15 protein-coding genes are annotated in these 17,146 nt (G+C 59.1%); 8 read left to right on the top strand and 7 right to left on the bottom strand.

Annotated elements, in window-relative coordinates; all coding sequences use genetic code 11:
• The first annotated feature begins 231 nt into the window (after positions 1-231).
• Both Q669_RS10215 and Q669_RS10210 read left to right on the top strand, forming a co-directional pair.
• Entirely contained in the window at positions 232-831 is a 600-nt protein-coding gene (locus Q669_RS10215; protein ID WP_014420382.1) for a sigma-70 family RNA polymerase sigma factor, read from the top strand.
• Positions 828-1,466, top strand: a complete 639-nt coding sequence (locus Q669_RS10210) for a ChrR family anti-sigma-E factor (protein ID WP_022992148.1) — start codon at positions 828-830, stop codon at positions 1,464-1,466. Before Q669_RS10215 ends, Q669_RS10210 begins: the two co-directional genes overlap by 4 nt.
• A 34-nt stretch (positions 1,467-1,500) precedes the next feature.
• Here the strand turns inward: Q669_RS10210 and Q669_RS10205 are convergent, their stop codons facing one another.
• Entirely contained in the window at positions 1,501-2,235 is a 735-nt protein-coding gene (locus tag Q669_RS10205) for an SDR family oxidoreductase (protein WP_022992147.1), read from the bottom strand.
• A gap of 176 nt (positions 2,236-2,411) precedes the next feature.
• On the opposite strand from Q669_RS10205, the gene Q669_RS10200 reads away from it, so the two are divergent.
• From Q669_RS10200 to Q669_RS10185, 3 genes are all read left to right on the top strand, one after another.
• A complete protein-coding gene (locus tag Q669_RS10200; protein ID WP_022992145.1) occupies positions 2,412-4,187 on the top strand; it encodes an acyl-CoA dehydrogenase C-terminal domain-containing protein in 1,776 nt (591 codons plus the stop codon).
• A 260-nt stretch (positions 4,188-4,447) separates the two neighbouring features.
• Complete coding sequence (gene tcdA / locus Q669_RS10190; protein ID WP_022992143.1) at positions 4,448-5,239, top strand: tRNA cyclic N6-threonylcarbamoyladenosine(37) synthase TcdA; 792 nt, start codon at positions 4,448-4,450, stop codon at positions 5,237-5,239.
• A 21-nt stretch (positions 5,240-5,260) separates the two neighbouring features.
• Positions 5,261-7,129 carry a cation:proton antiporter gene (locus Q669_RS10185; RefSeq protein WP_011784056.1) on the top strand — a complete coding sequence of 623 codons (1,869 nt, stop codon included), beginning with the start codon at positions 5,261-5,263 and terminating at the stop codon, positions 7,127-7,129.
• A 15-nt stretch (positions 7,130-7,144) separates the two neighbouring features.
• Here Q669_RS10185 and Q669_RS10180 read toward each other — a convergent pair whose 3' ends face one another.
• The 4 genes from Q669_RS10180 to Q669_RS10165 all read right to left on the bottom strand — a co-directional run bounded on the left by Q669_RS10180 (position 7,145) and on the right by Q669_RS10165 (position 10,658).
• Positions 7,145-8,125 carry an NADP-dependent oxidoreductase gene (locus Q669_RS10180; RefSeq protein WP_022992142.1) on the bottom strand — a complete coding sequence of 327 codons (981 nt, stop codon included), beginning with the start codon at positions 8,123-8,125 and terminating at the stop codon, positions 7,145-7,147.
• Positions 8,126-8,206: 81 nt separating this feature from the next.
• On the bottom strand, positions 8,207-8,677 hold the full coding sequence (locus tag Q669_RS10175) for an acyl-CoA thioesterase (protein ID WP_022992141.1): 471 nt from the start codon (positions 8,675-8,677) through the stop codon (positions 8,207-8,209).
• The gene (locus Q669_RS10170; RefSeq protein ID WP_031209904.1) at positions 8,674-9,762 is read right to left on the bottom strand and encodes an SMP-30/gluconolactonase/LRE family protein; all 1,089 of its coding nucleotides are present in this window, start codon (positions 9,760-9,762) and stop codon (positions 8,674-8,676) included. Before Q669_RS10170 ends, Q669_RS10175 begins: the two co-directional genes overlap by 4 nt.
• A gap of 101 nt (positions 9,763-9,863) precedes the next feature.
• Positions 9,864-10,658: an alpha/beta fold hydrolase gene (locus tag Q669_RS10165; RefSeq protein ID WP_011784052.1), complete on the bottom strand. Its 795-nt coding sequence runs from the start codon at positions 10,656-10,658 to the stop codon at positions 9,864-9,866.
• A gap of 384 nt (positions 10,659-11,042) precedes the next feature.
• Here Q669_RS10165 and Q669_RS10160 point away from each other — a divergent pair, with 384 nt between their 5' ends.
• From Q669_RS10160 to Q669_RS10150, 3 genes are all read left to right on the top strand, one after another.
• Positions 11,043-12,083, top strand: coding sequence for an AraC family transcriptional regulator (locus tag Q669_RS10160; RefSeq protein ID WP_022992139.1), 1,041 nt, complete (start codon positions 11,043-11,045; stop codon positions 12,081-12,083).
• Positions 12,080-13,516 carry a cardiolipin synthase gene (gene cls / locus Q669_RS10155; RefSeq protein WP_022992138.1) on the top strand — a complete coding sequence of 479 codons (1,437 nt, stop codon included), beginning with the start codon at positions 12,080-12,082 and terminating at the stop codon, positions 13,514-13,516. Before Q669_RS10160 ends, cls begins: the two co-directional genes overlap by 4 nt.
• A gap of 64 nt (positions 13,517-13,580) precedes the next feature.
• Positions 13,581-14,240 (top strand): GntR family transcriptional regulator, encoded by a 660-nt coding sequence (locus Q669_RS10150; protein ID WP_022992137.1) that lies wholly within the window; start codon positions 13,581-13,583, stop codon positions 14,238-14,240.
• Between the two features lie 12 nt (positions 14,241-14,252).
• Here Q669_RS10150 and Q669_RS10145 read toward each other — a convergent pair whose 3' ends face one another.
• Entirely contained in the window at positions 14,253-16,499 is a 2,247-nt protein-coding gene (locus Q669_RS10145; protein WP_052000803.1) for a patatin-like phospholipase family protein, read from the bottom strand.
• A complete protein-coding gene (locus tag Q669_RS10140; RefSeq protein ID WP_022992135.1) occupies positions 16,477-17,085 on the bottom strand; it encodes a hypothetical protein in 609 nt (202 codons plus the stop codon). The genes Q669_RS10145 and Q669_RS10140 overlap by 23 nt, the downstream gene beginning before the upstream one ends.
• Between the last annotated feature and the right edge of the window lie 61 nt (positions 17,086-17,146).

The raw sequence follows: 17,146 nt of genomic DNA, 5'->3' as shown, positions 1-17,146 counted from the left end.
TGGAATTTTTGATCGTTGTTTTACCGATCAGACTAGCCCCTGCCGGGGCAACCGGCAATAACCCCGGTGACGCAGTTCTTCCGGCCTTCAGGCCATCCCGACAATTTTTTCGGAATCCATGAATCCGCCCGGTAATCCATTGCGTAAACACTCTCACTGACAAATCTGTGACGAGTGCATAGAATGATGACCATAGCCAGCTCAAATACGATAACTGTCAAGGAGCGCCCGGTGACAACACTGGAGCAGCAACCAACGAAAACCGAAGGGCGCAAAGACCCCTGGGGTGTTTTGTTGGAAAAAGTCGGCAAGCATCAGGATCGGGCGGCTTATCATGCTTTGTTCGAGCACTTTGCCCCGCAGATCAAGTACTACGCAATCTCGAACGGGCTGGCCAGCCACGCGGAAGAGCTGGTGCAGGAAGTCTTCGTCTCTATCTGGCGCCGCTCTTGTCTTTACGACTGGCGCAAAGCGGCCGCATCCACCTGGATTTTCACCATTGCCCGGAACCAGCGCATTGATATGCTGCGCAAAATGCAGCGCACCAGTGCTGAGATGGCGGTGGAAACCGAGGATCTCTGGCAGATCCCGGGTGATAATGAAGACGAGCCGGTCACCTCCCTGCACCGCCTGATGTCCGAGCGGCGCATCCGGGAGTCGCTGAGCCAGCTCCCGGAAGAGCAGATTACCGTAATCGCGAAGGTGTATATGGAGCACAAATCCCACCAGATGGTGGCAGATGAGCTCAACATTCCTCTCGGCACCGTGAAAAGCCGGGTTCGCCTGGCACTGAACAAACTGAAAGTGATTTTGCAGGATCAAAACGTATGACACGGCACCATCCCGACAGCCTGAGTCTGATGGAGTACAGTGCGGGCAACCTGAGCGAGCCCCATGCACTGTGCATCCGCCTGCATCTGGAGCAGTGCCCCCACTGCCGTAGCCGGGTCGATACTCTGAACAGTCTGGGCGCTGTCATGATGGATCACCAGCCAAAGGTGACGGTGACTGATTCGAGCTTTGATCAGTTGATGGCGCGCATTGATAGCTCACCAGAAGCATCATCCCCGGTGGTTACCCAGCCAAAGGTGAGCCCTCTGCAGAAACTGCTCGGGGATGACATCAATGCGCTGCCCTGGAAACGTCAGCTTGCGGACGTGAGTGTGCTCGACATTACCGACAAGTTTCCCGGCCAGAACGAGCGGGTCGTCCTGCAAAAACTGGTAGCGGGCGGCAAGGCGCCGGCCCATACCCACCGTGGCGATGAAACCACGATCGTGCTGCAGGGCGCGTTCGCAGACCAGAAGGGCGTGTTCAATCAGTGGGACTTTGTCGTACTGAACGAACAGGATGAACATCGTCCGGTGGCCGTCGGTTGCGAGGACTGCATTACGTTGTCAGTGCTCAGCGCCCCGCTGAAGTTGACCGGTACCTTCACCCGTCTGCTCAACCCGTTCCTGCGTTAACAGCATGCTGCGGCACCGCCGCAGCATGACTTCGCTACCATGGCAGATCACTGCCATCCCAACTGATAAAACGTCCATTATCCCTGGCATCGAGACTTTCCAGAACCGAAAAAAGATTGCCTGCCGTCTGCTCCGGCTCGTGCACCGTTAACCGCTCCAGCGACTGCTGAAACGGTTGACTCAGCGGCGACAATGTCGTGCCCGGGTGCAGAGAAACGCAGGCCAGTGGCGCATAACGCCGCGACAGTTCAACAGAAAGGTTCCTGACCAGCATATTCAAGGCCGCCTTGGAGGCACGATAGGCGTACCAGCCCCCCAACTGGTTGTCCGAAATGGAACCGACTTTCGCAGACACCGCGGCAATACGCTTGAAGTGCTTTCCCCTCAGCGCCGGAGCGAGCCTCTGCATCAGCAGGGAAAAACCGAGGCAGTTCACCTGGTAGCTCCGCATCATGCTTCGGCCATCGATATCCTCCAACCGTTTCTCCGGAAACATCTGGCCATCGTGCAGCAGGCCTGCGGCATAAATAACGGTTTGAACCGGACCAGAAGCTTCCAGCGCAGCCGTTAACTCGGCGACATCAAGCCGCTGCTCGTCCTCTGCATCCCAGGCCAGCAATCTTACACCGGAGTGATTTTTCAGATCGTCCGGCGCCGTCTCCGGCTTACGGCACAAGCCAACCAGGCTCTGGTCCGGATAGCTCCCCAGATAACGCCGGGCCAATGCCGCACCGATGGAACCGGATACGCCCGCAATAACGGTTGTCATTCGCCACTCTCCCAATGATCAATCAACACCATGCCGTTGATACGAAAAATCAATGCTTTCAGGCCATCCAGAAGCAAACCAAAAATTTCAAACGCCCGTATGAAGAGAGGCTTCCAGATCAAAACGACGACATCCGGCGGTCATTGAGACCGCCAAAGCAAAACAGGAGAGTATCCATGCAATACCAGGCACCAGCGAACGATCTTCGCTTTCTGTTGTTTGATGTGTTGGGTGCAGACAAGCTGCACGAACTGGAAAAGTACGCCGATGCCACACCAGACCTGATCTCAGCGGTCATTGATGAGGCCGGCAAACTGGCGGCCGAAGTGATTCAACCCACCAATCAGGTTGGTGATCGCCAGGGCTGCCACTACGACCCTGAGACCAAGCTGGTTAAAACGCCAGACGGCTTCAAAGAGGCCTATCAGAAATTTGTCGAAGGTGGCTGGACCGCGCTGGACGCGCCACTGGAGTTTGGCGGTCAGGGCCTGCCTCACACGCTGAAATTCGTCGTGGACGAAATGGTATGCTCCACCAACCTGTCGCTGGGCATGTATCCTGGCCTGACACACGGCGCCATCAGCGCGCTCTATGCCCACGGCTCGGATGAGCTGAAACAGACGTATCTGGAAAAACTGATTTCCGGCGAATGGACCGGCACCATGTGCTTGACCGAGCCCCATTGTGGCACCGATCTGGGCCTGATTCGCACCAAAGCCACGCCGAACGACGATGGCAGCTACGCCATTGAGGGCACCAAGATCTGGATTACCGGCGGTGAGCATGATCTGGTGGACAACATTGTCCATCTGGTGCTGGCCAAGTTGCCGGGCGCGCCAGACACCACCAAAGGCATTTCCCTGTTTGTGGTCCCCAAGTTCCTGCCGGACTCCGGTGAGCGCAACCCGGCATTCTGTGGTGGCCTGGAGCACAAGATGGGCATCAAGGGTTCCGCCACCTGCGTGATGAACTTTGAAGGCGCCAAGGGCTGGCTGGTGGGCGAGCCCAACAAGGGCATGAGCGCCATGTTCACCATGATGAACGAAGCCCGCCTGATGGTGGGCATGCAGGGCCTGGGCCTGGCGGAAATGGCCTACCAGGAGAGCCTGGCCTTCGCCAAAGAGCGTCTGCAAAGCCGCTCCCTGAGTGGCCCGAAGAATCCCGACGGCCCGGCCGACCCGATCATTGTGCACCCGGATGTACGCCGTATGCTGATGCGTCAGAAGGTGCTGAACGAAGGCATGCGTGCACTGGCACTGTTTACCGGCCACCAGCTGGATCTCTCCGTGGCACACCCGGACGAAAAGGTGCGTGAAAACGCCGATGATCTGGTGCAACTGCTGACGCCGGTGGTGAAAGCCTTCCTCACCGACGAAGGCTACAACAACGCCAACTGGGGCCAACAGGTACTGGGTGGCTCTGGCTTCACCCAGGACTGGCCACTGGAACAACTGGTGCGCGACGGCCGTATCGCCCGCATCTACGAGGGTACCAACGGCATCCAGGCGATGGATCTGGTGGGCCGCAAACTTTCGCTGAAAGGCGGGCAACTGGTACGCGCCCTGTTTGCCGAGTTGACTGGTTACCTGAAAGACAATCCTGATGCGCCCTACCGGGAAGAACTGAAAGGCGCCATCAAGGGTCTTGAGCAGGCCACTCTGTGGCTGGCCCAGAATGCCCCGAAAGATCCGGAGCAGGCTGGCGCTGCGGCAACACCATATCTGCGTCTGACAGCCCTGACCGTCATCGGCTATCTGTGGTCCCGCATGGCTGCGGTGGCTGGCCAGCAGCTCGAAGCAGGCGCAGGTAACAAGCCACTACTGGAAAGCAAGCAGGTATCCGCCCGTTTCTATTTCGAGAAACTGATGCCCGAGGCGGACTGGCTGCTACGGGATATCCAGTCCGGCAAAGACAGCCTGATGGCCCTGGAAGATGAGCAGTGGATGGCCTAAGCGGCAGAGTTTCCGGTCAGGCCAAAAATTCTGGCCGGAAATGACCGACAAATGGCAATTTGTGACCTTCATCAAGACAGATCAGAAATTGATAATAGTCACGTTGATTAGTGTCTCTGAACTAGTCCAACCCGCCTCCTTGCGAGGCTGGTACCTTCTTGAAGCCGCGCTTTGCGCGGCTTTTTTTATGAATGCTTTTCGCCAGTCCTGCTACACAAGTACAATGCACGCTGCATTTTTAATACTCCAGTAGAGACCGCATGACCACCGATGACTACCATCTCCGCTTTGGCGGCATAGAGCGTCTGTACGGCCGCAAGGCCCTGCATGCTTTCCGCCATGCCCACATCGCCATTGTCGGTCTCGGCGGCGTCGGTTCCTGGGCGGCAGAAGCTCTGGCGCGTAGTGGTATCGGCACCATCACCCTGATTGATATGGACGACATCTGTATCTCCAACACCAACCGGCAGCTGCATGCTCTGCAGGGCCAGTATGGTCGCACCAAAACCGACGCCATGGCGGAGCGGTTGCGGGCCATCAATCCCCAGGCGGACATTCGGGTGCACTTCGGCTTTCTCACGGTGAAGAACGTCGGGGAGCTGATCACAGAAGACATGACCGGCGTGGTGGATGCCATCGACAGCGTGAAGGCAAAAGCCGCGTTGATTGCGCATTGTCAGCGACGCAAGATTCCGATCATCTGTGCCGGTGGTGCCGGGGGCCAGATGGATCCGGCCCAGATCCAGGTTGCAGACCTGGCGAAAACCACACAGGATCCATTATTGGCCAAGGTCCGTAATATGTTGCGCCGGGAATACGGTTTTTCCCGAAACCCGAAACGGCGCTTCGGCGTAGAAGCTGTATACTCTCTGGAACAACTGACCTATCCCGCCCCGGACGGCGAGGTATGTCAACAGAAACCGACAAGCGACGGCCCGGTGCGGCTCGACTGCGCCACCGGTTTTGGTGCTGCCAGTCCGGTGACCGCGAGTTTCGGCTTTTTCGCAGCGTCCCGGCTGCTGAATCGCATCGCCCGCAAGGCCAACGCCTAATTCAACCATCGGGGCCCTTTTATGGCCGTAAGCACCACGTTAATTCTGGCCGGCATCGGCGTTTCTTCCCTGGTTTGCCAGTGGCTGGCATGGCGGGTACGCATGCCGGCTATTCTGTTCCTGCTCGCCGGTGGCATCCTCGCAGGCCCGGTGACCGGGTTCCTGCAACCGGAAGCCATTTTTGACGACCTGCTGTTTCCTGTTATCTCCCTGGCAGTGGCCATCATCCTGTTCGAGGGCAGCCTTACCCTGCGCTACGAGGAAATCAAAGGCCACGGCAAGATGGTGCGCAATCTTATTCCTGTGGGCACCATCGTCACCTGCATTATCGGCACCCTGGCCGCCCGCTGGATTCTCCAGGTATCCTGGGAAGTCGCCCTGTTGTTCGGTGCTATCTCCGTCGTCACCGGGCCTACCGTGATTGCGCCCCTGCTCCGGGCAGTGCGCCCCACCTCCAAGCTGGCGAACATCCTCACCTGGGAAGGCATCATCATTGACCCGGTAGGCGCGCTGCTGGCCGTTCTGGTGTTCGAGGGCATCGTTTCCTGGGGCCAGGGCAATGTTTTCAGCCACTCCCTCTACATTTTCGGCAAGACTCTGCTGGTTGGCTTTGCCATCGGTGCCGCCGCCGGCTACCTGAACGGCCTGGTCCTCAGAAAGCACTGGATTCCCCAGTACCTGCATAACGCCGGCACACTCACCTTCATGCTCGGTGTCTTTGCCATTTCCAATGAACTGGCCCACGAATCGGGGCTGCTCACCGTGACCGTGATGGGCATCTGGATGGCCAACATGAAGCAGGTTCCGGTCGACAGCATTCTGGAATTCAAGGAATCCCTCAGTGTCTTGCTCATTTCGGCCCTGTTTATCATTCTGGCCGCCCGTGTAGAGTTTGCAGCCATCGCCGAACTGGGCTGGGGCCTGGTTGCTGTGCTGGCCATCCTCATGCTGATCGCCCGCCCCGCGAGCATTTTCCTCTCGGCCATTGGCACCACACTGAACTGGCGCGAAAAGCTGTACCTGAGCTGGATTGCTCCACGTGGCATTGTCGCTGCGGCGGTCTCAGCGCTGTTCGCATTCCAGCTTGAGCGAATCGGCTATGAGAGTGCCGGCGTACTGGTACCACTGGTGTTTATGCTCATCATCACCACCGTTACCCTGCAAAGCCTCACTGCCCGACCCGTGGCAAAACTGCTGGGGGTTCAGGAACCGCCCGCGCACGGCTTCCTGATTCTGGGCGCCAACCCGGTGGCCCGGCTGGTGGCCCAGGCCCTGAAAAAGCATGACATTCCCACCATGCTGACCGACACCAACTGGGAGAACGTGCGTCAGGCGCGCATGGAAAACCTGCCGGTGTATTTCGGCAATCCGGTGTCGGAACATGCCGCCACACATATGGACCTGACCGGAATCGGCAACCTCCTGATACTGTCTCCATACAAGCAGATGAACAGTCTGGCCACCTACCATTTTCTGGACTGGTTCGGAGATGATTCGGTATTTGGTCTGGTGGAAGGCGACCAGGATCAGCGGGCGCGGCTTCAGACTGCAGGCAAGGTGCAGCGAACCCGGGGACTGTTCGATGGTGTCAGCTATGCCAAGCTGGCGAGCCTGGTCAGCCAGGGCTACACCGTGAAAACCACGCAGCTAAGCGAAGAGTTCAGCTACCAGCAGTTTCTGAACCAGTATCAGAACCAGGCCCTGGTGTTGTTCGTACGCGACAGTCGGGACCATATTCACCCGGTCAAGGACATGGAAACCCTCGAGCCCGGTGACGACTGGGTACTGATCAGCCTGGTTCCCCCACAACCCCAGAAGGAACGTCGGGACCGGGAAGAACCTGCCGGTGAGAAGGGCGACAAAACGGCAAGCGGTGCCGCTCCAGCCTGACGCTATTCGCCTCCGTCAGCGGCAGTCGAGCACAAGCTTGCCACGGACGTGGCCGCCCTCCAGCAATGCGTGGGCGGCCTGCACCTGATCCAGCGGGAAAGCCTGTTCAATGTGAACCCGCACATCGCCGTCCTCAATCAGCTCGGCGATCTCGTCCAGGTGAAACACATCCGGCCTCACGGTCATACCATGGGCCCGAAGCCCCATGGCCTCGGCGGCGCTGACAATGTCATCGGCGGTCACGGTGGGAATGGTCACCAGCACGCCGGTTTCTGACAGGGTATGCAGGGAGCGTTTGCCGGCTTCCCCTCCCACCAAGTCCAGCACCACATCCAGGCCATAGCACTCCTCAGCCACGTCGGTAGTGTGGTAATCAATCACTTCGTGCACGCCGAGCTCTGCCAGAAAATCCCGATTGGCCGGTGAGGCTGTCGCCACCACATGGGCGCCACGCTCCAGCGCAAACTGAACCGCAAAATGGCCGACACCGCCAGCCCCGGCGTGAATCAGTATCTTCTGACCGGATTCCAGCCTGGCCACCTCAAACAGGGCCTGCCAGGCCGTTAATGCCGCCAGGGGCACCGCGCCGGCAGTCACCAGATCAAGCTCATCAGGGACGATGGCCAACTCGTCAGCACGAGCCAGTGTGTACTCCGCATAAGCACCACCGCCGGCCGGAAAGCCCACCATACCCATCACCCGGTCGCCCGGGGCCAGGGTGGTCACGCCCTCAGCAACAGCGACGACCTCACCGGCAACGTCGTACCCCGGCGTCCAGGGCAGCCGGTTTTCGATCTGTCGGGCGGCGAACCCCAGCCCCTTCCGGGTCTTCCAGTCAATCGGGTTCAAACCGGCGCCATGCACTCGGATGACCACTTCACCTTCCCGGGGCTCAGGCACCGGAGCCTGCGCCACCTGAAGCACCTCCCGCTCACCAAACTCGCGGTAGATCACGTGCTGCATGAGGATTGATTCACTAACGTCGGTAGGTTCCATGGTTGCCTCCGGAGTGCATGGGGTCAGATGTCCCTCGAAGGGCATCAAGGATGAGACTAGCAGATATTTCCGGCGACGGCCCTAGCGCGGCAGGCCCCGGCCGCCGGGCACCAGGGCGCCGGACAGAATATCGACAAAGGCTTTCGGAGCCCGAGCCGGGCGCTGGGATTTCATATCAACGCAGGCGTGAGTGGACATGCCCCGCAACAGGGTTTTGCCATCGGCCCGGCGAATGAGCTGGAACTGTCGGGCCGAGCGGAAACGACCATCCCAGTCCGTCAGCCAGGTGCCCAGCACCAGCTGGTCGCCGGCATTAGCCGACATCAGGTAGTCAACGTCGGTGTGGGTAATGGCCATGGCCTTGCCGGTTTCCTCGTGCAGGGCCCAGGTCATGCCCAGGCTCTCGATGTGGGCCCAGCTCACTTCCTCCAGCCAACGGATGTACACCACGTTATTGGCATGGCCAAGTCGATCGGTATCTTCGGCCTGAACCGTGATTTCCAGGGTGAACGGGCCGGGCAAATCCCAGCTCAGGGCGGGGGCATCAGTCATGGGGTTGCTTCTCCAAGGCCAGGGATGGCCTGCAACGGTAGCCGGCCAATACGGTCGTTGTGAAGTGAACCAAAGTATAGAACACCGTCGTGCGGATTAACTGAGGTAATCTCCTGCAGATGAGTACCGCGAGTGTCGTGCAGGCTGGTCAGCATCTGGCCCTTGCTATCGAAGGCGACGACCAGACCGTAGTTCTGGGGCTTGGGCTTCAGGCTGTCCGGCAACTTGGCAACCAGATCCTTCAGCCAGGGGGACTTGTGCATGGCATCGACCCGGGGATTACGCAAGGTCGGGAAGGCGACCCAGTAACGGCCCCCACCGTCCACCGCCAGGTTGTCCGGAAAGCCCGGCAGGTTGTCGGCAAATACCTCAGCCCGGCCAGCCTTGGGACCGCTGATCCAGTACCGGAGAATGCGGTATTTCCAGGTCTCGTTCACCAGTACATAATCGCCCTGAGGGGATACTGCCACGCCATTGGCAAAATGCAGGTTACCCAGCAACACCTCGGTTTTCCGGGTTTTCGGGTTGTACCGCAACAACCGGCCGTGAGGACGCATCTCCAGCAAGTCGAGTACGTAATCAGGCTGCTGGAAGCGGGAACTGGCGTCGGTGAAATAAATCCGGCCATCGGGGGCGATCACCACATCATCCGTGAACCGGAAGGGGGTGCCCTCGGCCTCCCGGGTAAGCACCGTAATGTCACCCTGAGGGGTAATGGATAACAGGCCTTTCCAGGCGTCGGCGACAATCAGATTGCCGTTGCTGTCAAACACAAGTCCAAGCGGCCTGCCACCGGTTTCCAGCCAGTGTTCCACCGTACCATCAGGGTGAACACGAACAATCCACCCATCCTGGGTACCGCTGTAGAGCACACCATCAGGGCCGATGGTGGTGTCTTCCGGGCCGTATACCTCGCCACGGGCGAGCAGATCGGCCAGTCGCAACCGTTCATTGGGTGCCAGTACGCCAGTCATCGCCGGTGGCGAAGGCGCCTGCCAGGCTTTGCTGTCAATCGGGGACGGGGTCAGCAGAAAGCTGCCAAGCAACAAAAAGACAACCAGCAAGCTAACCAGCAACCATTTCATCATGCGCGCCCGTTCCCTTTTATGATTCTTTGTCCGCAGGCGACCCGGCGGATAACCCCGTGAGCCTAACCTTAGCAGACATCACAGGGTTTCTGACAAGATCAGGCCTGTTCCAGAAAACGCCGGCACAGCATGGCAAAAGCGTCCGGTTTTTCTGCGTGCAGCCAGTGCCCGGTGCCTTCAATGATTTTCAGTTCGGCGCCCGGAAACAGGGTACGAATCGTGTCCCGGTGTTTCTCCTGGATGTAGGCCGAATCCGCTCCCTTGATAAAAAGCACCGGCCCCTCAAACGGTCCCTGCCCTTCCGGCGCCGCCGCCAGCTTGCCATAACAGGCATCAATGACAGGCAGGTTCAGCCGCCAGCGAAATGTCACCTCATCATCGACCTGTTCCTGGGCCGGAATACGCTCCAGGTTTTTCAGAAGGAACTGGCGCACGCCCGCCATTTCAACAAACTCTGCCAGGCGGGCATCCGCCTCGGTGCGGGATTTCACGCCACGAAGGTCCATCTGCTGCATGCCTTCAAGGATGGCGTCGTGGTGGGCCTTGTAGGTAACCGGCGAGATATCCGCCACAATCAGCGACTGCACCCGCTCAGGATGCTTCAGGGCAACCTGCATGGCGACTTTGCCGCCCATGGAGTGGCCCAGCAGACTGGCTTTTTCAATACCCCGAGCATCCAGATAGGCCACAACATCCTCGGCCATAGCCGGGTAGTCCATGTCGTCAGTATGGGGAGAGCTGCCGTGATTGCGTTCATCCAGAGCGTGAATCTGCCAGCCGTCTTCAAGCCTACGGGCAATACCGCCCAGATTTTCCAGGGAACCAAACAGTCCGTGCAGCAGGATCAAGGGTTCGCCCTGGCCGGAAATTCGGTGGTTCAATGCAACACTCATGGTCTGGCAGCCTCCGGTTGTCGGATCAAACCGGATACACTACCACTGCCAGTTTACGGGGCAAGGGGAATTTGGTGCCAACCCGACAGGCAGAAAAAAGCCGGGCATGGCCCGGCTGGAAGGTCACAGACATACGCCTGAAAGATCAGCAATAGAAAATGCTGTCCAGGTATTCAGCGAGTGCCAGAACGTTTTTGCGCTCCATTTCGCTATGGGGTACAAAGATTTCCTGTTCCATACAACATCTCCACTTTGCAACGCATTACTTCAACCTGATAGCCAACATGCTATCGTTGAAGCAGTGGCAACCCGTTGACTTGCTGTCCCAATCATTTGACATTTTGTATCAGTCCACCAGATAACAAACGGGAGCAGAACCCAGGCATGCAGCCCCAGACCGAATATCCGGAATCGCCCCAGGTGGCGGCATCCAGCACACTGGCGCTGGTGCACTATCTGGAAACACGGGGTCTTCTGGATCGTGTCCGGGTGGAACAGGCTACCGGGCTGACACTGGCGACTCTGAAAGATCCGGACCTGCGGGTACCCGCTTCTGCCCATTACCGTTTGTGGGAACTGGCCGAGCAGTTGACCGCCGATCCGGGCGTCGGCCTGCATGCCGGCCAGGTCATCGACCCCGAGCGCATGGGACTGGTCGGCCATGTGTTCTTCAACTGCGACACTCTGGGCGAAGCCGTGGTGCAGTATGTCCGGCTGCACCGACTGATCAACGAATCAGTCACCCTGAGTTTTGAGCAAACCCCGGACCAGGCCATCCTGACCTGGCAGCCGGATCGTCCGGATCATTACTGTCGCCAGGACATGGACCGCACCCTGGCCGCCGCCCTGTGCCGGACCCGGCATTTTATCCATCGCAGTATCGAGGCTGACTGGCTGGAAATTGCCCATCCGGAGCCCGCATATGCCGCTGAATACCGCAAACTGTTCGGTGGCACCGTTCATTTCGGCTGTGGCGTTACCCGCATGGCGTTTGACAGCAAACACCTGGGCCACCCCATCCCGCACCGGAATCCCTATGTTTACTCAGCGGTGCTGAAACAGGTCAATGCGGTCATGGCCCGGCTACAGACCCGCCGCTCGTTCAGCCGAAAGGTGCGTCGCCTGATTTCGCGGCAGATGGCCACCGACCGGATTGACGCCGACACCCTGGCCCGGCAGTGTCATATGAGCCGCCAGACCCTGTACCGAAAACTCAAGAAAGAAGGCATGAGTTTCCACGACCTGGTGGAGCAGGTCCGCAAGGACAAAGCCCTGCGCTATGTCGCCGACGACCAGTACGCACTTGGCGAAATCGCCTTTCTCCTGGGGTTCTCCGAGCTGAGTGCCTTCAGCCGTGCGTTCAAGCGCTGGACCGGTATTGCCCCGGCCCAGTTCCGGGCCAGTCATCAGGGACACGAGTCATGATCACAGAGAACCTTTCGCTACTGGCCATTCCGCTGGCAGCGCTGTACCTGGCGGCGCTGGCCTGTGTTTACCGCATCCTGCTCACCTATCGGACGGCCCAGGGAGCCATAGCCTGGATTCTTGCGCTGGTGGGCCTGCCCTACATTGCCGTGCCCATGTTCCTGCTGTTTGGTCGTTATCGCTTTGGTGGTTACGTCAAGGCCCGCCGCATGGGTGACAAATCCCTGACCAGCCTGCTCGATAATTTTGAAAGCCAGACCACCTCCATCACCAATCCGGGCCAGGAGCATTTCAGCGATGAATTGCAGGTCTTGTGCAAACTCGGCCGGCAACCATTCACCGCTGGCAACCACTGCACACTGCTGCGAGACGGCGAAGCCACCTTTGAAGCCCTGTTCGATGCCATGGAAGACGCCCGCCATTATCTGCTGCTGGAGTTCTACATTGTCCGCTCAGACCGGGTCGGTCAGCGCATCAAGGCCATCCTTGAACGCAAGCTGGCCCAGGGCGTGGAGGTCTGGTTCCTGTATGACGACATTGGCAGCGCGTTTCTGTCCCGCAAATGGCTGAACGAGCTGTCTGCCGCCGGCGCCCGCATTGCCTCGTTTGGTGACGGCAACATCCGACGTCGGCGCTTCCAGATGAACTTCCGTAATCATCGCAAGCTCCTGGTCTGCGATGGCAAGGTGGGATTTGTCGGTGGCATCAATCTGGGCGACGAATACCTGGGCACCGCCATGGACCAGGAACCCTGGCGCGACACCCATTGCCGGATCGAAGGGCCGGCTGTCACCGGCCTCCAGCTGGCCTGGCTGGAGGACTGGAACTGGGCCAGCAATACCCGGCCGGAACTGAACTGGGCGTCCGTGTCTCAGCCTCCCGGCGACCAGGAAGTACTGGTATTGCCCACCGGCCCGGCAGACACCTGGGAAACCTGCACCCTGTTCTTCCTGAACTGCATCAACAACGCGCGCACCAGGATCTGGATTGCCTCGCCCTATTTTGTGCCGGATTTCCAGATCATGAATGCCCTGCAGTTGGCGGCGCTCAGGGGGGTGGATGTTCGCATCCTGATACCGGAGAAAACCGACAGCCCACTGGTCCGGCTGGCCGCCTATTCCTATCTGGTACAGGCCAGTCAGGCCGGCATCGGCATCTATCGTTACCAGCCCGGCTTCATGCACCAGAAAGTGGTTCTGGTGGACAGCCGCTACGCCGCCATCGGCACCGCAAACCTCGACAACCGGTCCATGCGCCTTAACTTCGAGATTACCGCCGTCCACACCAGCCCGGCGTTCATCCAGCAGGTCGAAACCATGCTGGAGGAAGATCTGGGCGCCAGCCGGCCCATGACCGAAAACGACTATCGCCAGCGCTCTATCCTGTTCCGGCTGGGCTGCCGGGCGGTACGACTATTGGCGCCCCTGCTTTGATCTGGCCCCGGGCGGGCGCTTGTGCGAACATGAGCGCTCGACTGATGCTGTAAACGACCATTTCATGAACGCATTCAAACCCAGAGAAACCCTGACCGAACAGGTCGCTCGTCACATTGAAAACCTGATTGCCTTCGAGCAACTCCGTTCCGGCGAGCGCATCTATGAAAGTGCCATGGCCAAGCAGATGGATGTCAGCCACGGCTCCATCCGGGAAGGCCTGCTGCTGCTGGAGAAGCGCCATCTGGTGCGTAACGTCCCCCGCAAAGGCGCGTTCGTCACGCCGCTGGATGAACACTTTGTCCGCAGTCTCTATGAGACTCTGGAACTGTACCTGACTCACACCGGACGGAAGCTGGTGCGTCAGTGGCAACCGAATGACATGCAGCGGCTGGAATCCCTGTACGAGCAGATGCGGGACCGTTTTCAGAACAACGATCTGATGGCGTTTCTGGAGCTGGGTATTGAATACACCAAAGCCTCACTGGTGTACGCCGACAATTACTTTATTGTCTCGGCCATCGAGGATCTCTGGCCCTCTGCCAAGCGTTGCGCCTTTGTCGCCTTCCGCCATGGCGGCAAACAGGTTCTGGAAGACAACCTGGTGCACATGGAAGAATCCATCCGGATAATACGGGAACGGGACGAACAGGCACTGGCAGATATCCTGCACAGGTATGCCGTTCAGCAGTGTGAGCAGGTGCTATCTGCTCTGAACAACTGATACCGCGAAAACTCAGTAGAACAGCTGGGTGAATGAGAAGCCGATATTGAGGTATGCGGTCCATTCGTCTTCGTTGTTATAGGCGGCCGAGAGCTGTACCGGCCCCAGGAAAGTATCCACCCCGGCGAAAACACTCCAGGATCGCACCAGCCCGGACCAGGTGGCATCATCCATCGTCTCCCAGGCATTGCCGGTCTCAAATCCCAGGCCGGTGAACCACGGCAGCACCGGCCCGCCGAATTCACGCCGGGCCCAGGTCGCCAGTAAAACGGCATCATTTCCTGTGATCTCGCCCGGGGCGTAGGCTGACAACTGCCGAAAGCCGCCAAGGCGCGCTGCGTTCTCAACGCCCGGTTCACCGCTGATGACCTGCCGGGTATACAGCAAGCCGGTGAGATTGAAACGTTGCCAGGTGCCGGTTCCCAGCAACATGCCGGTGAGGGCATCGAACTCCCGGTCACTGCCGAGTTCTTCCCGCTCTACTCTGGCCCGGATACCGGCAAAAGCACCGGATTTCGGATAGAAGGCATCACTCAGGGAATCATGCACCAGTTGCAGGCTGCCGTAGCCCTGATGCACCTTACCGGAAGGTGCAACCGGAACGCCCACTTCGTCATCCACGGTGGCATAGCCACGGACATAACCCAATCGGATCTCGCCATCGCCACCCAGTTCCATGCCAAGGGCCAGATCCACTTCCCGAAAGGTCACATCTATCTCGGAAATACGGTCGCCGTTGTCGTAGACACTGTAATCATCACGGCGATATTCAACCCCAACCACCGCAAACCGGTCATAACCGTAATCCAGAGGCTGGTACCATTGGCTACGCACCCAGGGCTGGGTGCCTAATTGGAGCCCGGTCTGCCATTCCGCGCCAAGGCGATTGAGTTCGGTCATCCGTAACCCGGTGGCCAGATTGAATCGTGTATCGCCGTCGAAGTTGTCCTCATAATTCAGGCCAAACGACAGATAGTTGGGCCCCCAGCTCTTCTCCCTGGCCTGGATAATCAGCACGGGGCCGGCCTCGGAAGGACGCATGGACCAGGACACGGTCTCGTAGTACCCCAGCCCGTAGATGCGTTTGAGATCGGCTTCCAGTTGCTCCACATCGAGCGGCTCACCCTCTTTCTGCCGGATCCGCTCGCGCAGAAAATCACTGGCCAGGCGGTCGCCTTTACGGAATTCGATCCGGACGACCGGCCCCGGTGCCAGTTTCTCGGCCCGGAGCCGTGCACGGTAATCCCGCCACTCCGAGTCAGACACCGCCAGCCGGTTCAGGGCCACAGCATGATCCCTGGCTCCACTGGCCCCCAGCTCAAACAGCACCGGCGCGTCGTAGAAATCGGCAGAGGTGTGGCCTTGCAGATCTGGCTGGATCAGAATGTCGCGATCGGTTAACAGGCCCAGCTGTAATTCGGTGTTGCGCCGGGTCATCAGCGTGGTGAGCTGCCCGACCACTGAAAAAGCTTCGCGCATGTCCTCTGTGGTCATGAGCGGATCGGTGATATCCACGGCAATGACCACATCAGCCCCCATGTCCCGGGCCACGCTGACCGGTAGGTTGTTGGCCACCCCACCATCCACCAGTAATCGCCCGCCTCTTTCCACCGGGGCGTATACGCCGGGAATGCTCATACTGGCACGAATGGCGTCGGCCAGGTTGCCGTCGCCAATCACCACTTCAACACCGGTTTCCAGATCAGTGGCCACAGCCCGAAAGGGGATGGGTAGCTGATCAAAGTCATCCACCAGCGCGGCGTTACGGGTCAGCTCATTGAGAATAAACCCGAGATTCTGGCCGGTAACCAGTCCGCCACCAAACCGAACGCCCTCGGAACCGACGCCAATACCCGGCACCAGAGGCAGGCGCCAATCGTCCTGCTTTCGGCGCACCGGCTTGTAGGCCCGGCCCGGGTCATCGCGAAAGCTGGACAGCCAGTCCAGCCCGATAAAGCGCTTTTCAATTTCTTCCACCGGCATCCCGGTGGCGTAGAGGGCGGCAACGGCCGATCCGGCACTGGTACCGACCACCACATCAACCGGCACCTGCATTTCTTCCAGCACCCGCAATACACCGACATGGGCCATACCTTTGGCGCCACCGCCACTGAGCACCAGGCCAATGGTTGGGCGAGCGCTACTCGCGCCAGCATCGGCGAAAGCAGAAGGGAATACGGGCAGGACAAGCAGAATGCACAGCAACCAGGACGGCCAACGAGTGCTCACAATCCCGTCACGAGCTCTGTTTATTGTCATCGTCGGCCAGTGACAGATGGGAGGTATCCGGCACAACCGGTGGGGGGAGATCCCGTTTTATACCCAGATCACTGCCGGCCGGAGCCAGTGTCCAGTCATCAAGATGCTCAAACATCGGTGCCTCAGCCTCCTGATGCTCAACCAGAGTCACCCCGACCGGGTCCAGGCTCAGGCCGGAACCGGCCAGAATATCATCCACCTTTTCGCCGGCCACTGGCAGGCGATCGCCCGGTTCAACGGCTGGAGTGTTACCGGATTTCGCTTCCGGTTGCGCCGACTTTGGTGCCGGAGACTGTGGCGGGACCGGCTGTGAGGCCAGAGTCTGAGCAGAGGGCGCCGGTGCTGGTCTGGCCGGCTCGGCTCCGGGCATCGGCTGTGCATACGCCACCATTCCGTGTTTTTTCAGCACCGCCAGATACTTCTCGGCCTGAACCTGCTCAAGCTTGTTACGAATGACGACCGGTTGCCCACTGAACATGCGGTCCAGCTGCTCGACGCTGGCCTTGAACAGGGCCCGGGCATTGTTGCGAGCGGTTTCCAGATCGGTGCCTGGTGTGCACTCTCCTTTGAACACGAGCTGGTACATGGCTATCCCTCTGCTTTTACAACAACTGTTGGTCAATGATAGCTGAAATCACAGGCCACAA

This window comes from Marinobacter sp. C1S70, assembly GCF_000475355.1.
GTDB classification, from domain to species: domain Bacteria; phylum Pseudomonadota; class Gammaproteobacteria; order Pseudomonadales; family Oleiphilaceae; genus Marinobacter; species Marinobacter nauticus.
This window is presented reverse-complemented; position numbering and strand designations above follow the sequence as displayed.